The sequence below is a fragment of the Streptomyces sp. SID1328 genome (assembly GCF_009865595.1).
Lineage (GTDB): Bacteria > Actinomycetota > Actinomycetes > Streptomycetales > Streptomycetaceae > Streptomyces > Streptomyces griseoluteus.
Map to the genome: position 1 here is coordinate 1 of NZ_WWKH01001034.1, position 1,700 is coordinate 1,700.

The following is a 1,700-nucleotide window of genomic DNA, read 5'->3' on the forward strand; positions in this document are numbered from 1 at the left end:
GCCTCCAGCTTGCGGCGGAGCTGGGCCATGTAGACGCGCAGATAGTTCGTCCGGTCGCTCAGGGAGGCCCCCCAGACCTCGCGCAGCAGGTGTTTCCGGCTCACCAGACGGCCGGGGCTGGTGACAAGGATCTCCAGCAGGTGCCACTCGGTCGGGGTGAGGCGGACGTCACGCCCGTCGCGCACGGCCTTCTTGGCGGCGAGGTCCAGGGTGAAGTCCGCCGTCCGCACCAGGGTGGTCTCCGGGGCCGCCCGGCCGGCCTCGGCGCGGCGGACGGCGGCGCGGAGCCGGGCCAGCAGCTCGTCCATGCTGAACGGCTTGGTGACGTAGTCGTCGGCCCCGGCGTCCAGCGCGGCGACCTTCTCCTCGGACGCCTGGCGGGCGGAGAGGACCAGGATCGGCACCCGGCTCCGGCCGCCGCGCAGGGACCGTATGACGTCGGCGCCGTCCATGTCGGGCAGCCCGAGGTCGAGCACGACCACGTCCGGCCCTCGGTCGGCCGCGAGCCGGAGCGCGGTGGCGCCGTCCGGGGCCGCGTCGACGGCGTACCGGCGGGCCTGGAGATTGATCACGAGGGCCCGTACCAGCTGCGGGTCGTCCTCCACCACGAGCACCCGTGTCATGGACGCGCGCCCTCCTGTCGTACGCCTCAGTGGACCGACGGCAGCAACCTACGGCATCGGTGCGGGAGTCGGCGGTCCAGGTGCGGCTTGCGGACACCGCTGGGGCGGTTCAGCGCCGGGCCTCCAGCTGCTTGAGCGCGGTGTTCAGCTCCAGCACGTTGACGCGGGGCTCGCCCAGGAAGCCCAGGGTGCGTCCCTCGGTGTGGTCGCGGACGAGCCGGGCCACCTCGGGCACGGGCAGGTGGTTCCGGGCGGCGACGCGGGCCGTCTGGAGCCGGGCGTACTCCGGGGAGATGTCCGGGTCGAGGCCGGAGCCGGAGGAGGTGACCGCGTCGGCGGGGACGTCGGCCGGGCTCACCGGACGGCCGGGCACGGAGTTGTCGCGGACGACGGCGGCCTTGGCGGCCTCCACCCGCCGCACCAGGACCTTGTTGTCGGCGGCGAGATTGGTGGCACCGGACAGCAGCAGGTGGTAGCGGGTGTTCTCGGTGTTGGTCCCGAGCCCGGCCGCCGGACGCCCCTGGAACCACCTGAGGTCCGGCTCCGCCGTCTCCTGACCCTTCTTCAGCGGCAGTGTGTACGACTGCCCGATGAGGGAGGAGCCGACGACCCGTCCGTCCGCCCGGACCTCGGAGCCGCCCGCCCGGCCGGGGAGGAGGAGCTGGGCCACGCCGCTCACGGAGAGGGGATAGAGGACGCCGGTGACGAGGGTGAGGATGAGCAGGGCGCGCAGGCCCGCGCCCAGGGACCGGATCTTGCCGGTGAGGGAGGTGTTCATGGTCAGCCGATCCCGGGGATCAAGGAGAGGAGCAGGTCGATGAGTTTGATGCCGGCGAAGGGCGCGACGAGTCCGCCGAGGCCGTAGACGGCGAGGTTGCGCCGCAGCAGACGGTCGGCGCTCACCGGCCGGTACCGCACCCCGCGCAGGGAGAGCGGGACCAGCGCGATGATGATCAGCGCGTTGAAGACGACGGCCGAGAGGATCGCGGAGTCGGGCGAGGCCAGCCGCATGATGTTCAGCCGGTCGAGCCCCGGATACACGGCGGCGAACAGCGCCGGGATGATCGCGAAGTACTT

At 72.6% G+C, this 1,700-nt stretch carries 2 protein-coding genes and 1 pseudogene; all 3 read right to left on the reverse strand.

The genetic code is table 11. The annotated features are described in order from the left end of the window. A partial coding sequence (locus GT030_RS33350) for a response regulator transcription factor (protein ID WP_161204266.1) occupies positions 1-623 on the reverse strand: 623 nt, incomplete at its 3' end. 109 nt (positions 624-732) lie between these two features. Further along, complete coding sequence (locus GT030_RS33355) at positions 733-1,401, reverse strand: potassium-transporting ATPase subunit C (protein WP_161204267.1); 669 nt, start codon at positions 1,399-1,401, stop codon at positions 733-735. Positions 1,402-1,403: 2 nt separating this feature from the next. Further along, positions 1,404-1,700: pseudogene (locus GT030_RS33360) on the reverse strand (potassium-transporting ATPase subunit B); the annotation flags it as partial.

What these genes read in the sequence shown, in the direction of transcription:
- GT030_RS33355 (WP_161204267.1), bottom strand. Translation starts at nt 1,401, where the DNA reads ATGAACACCTCCCTCACCGGCAAGATCCGGTCCCTGGGCGCGGGCCTG.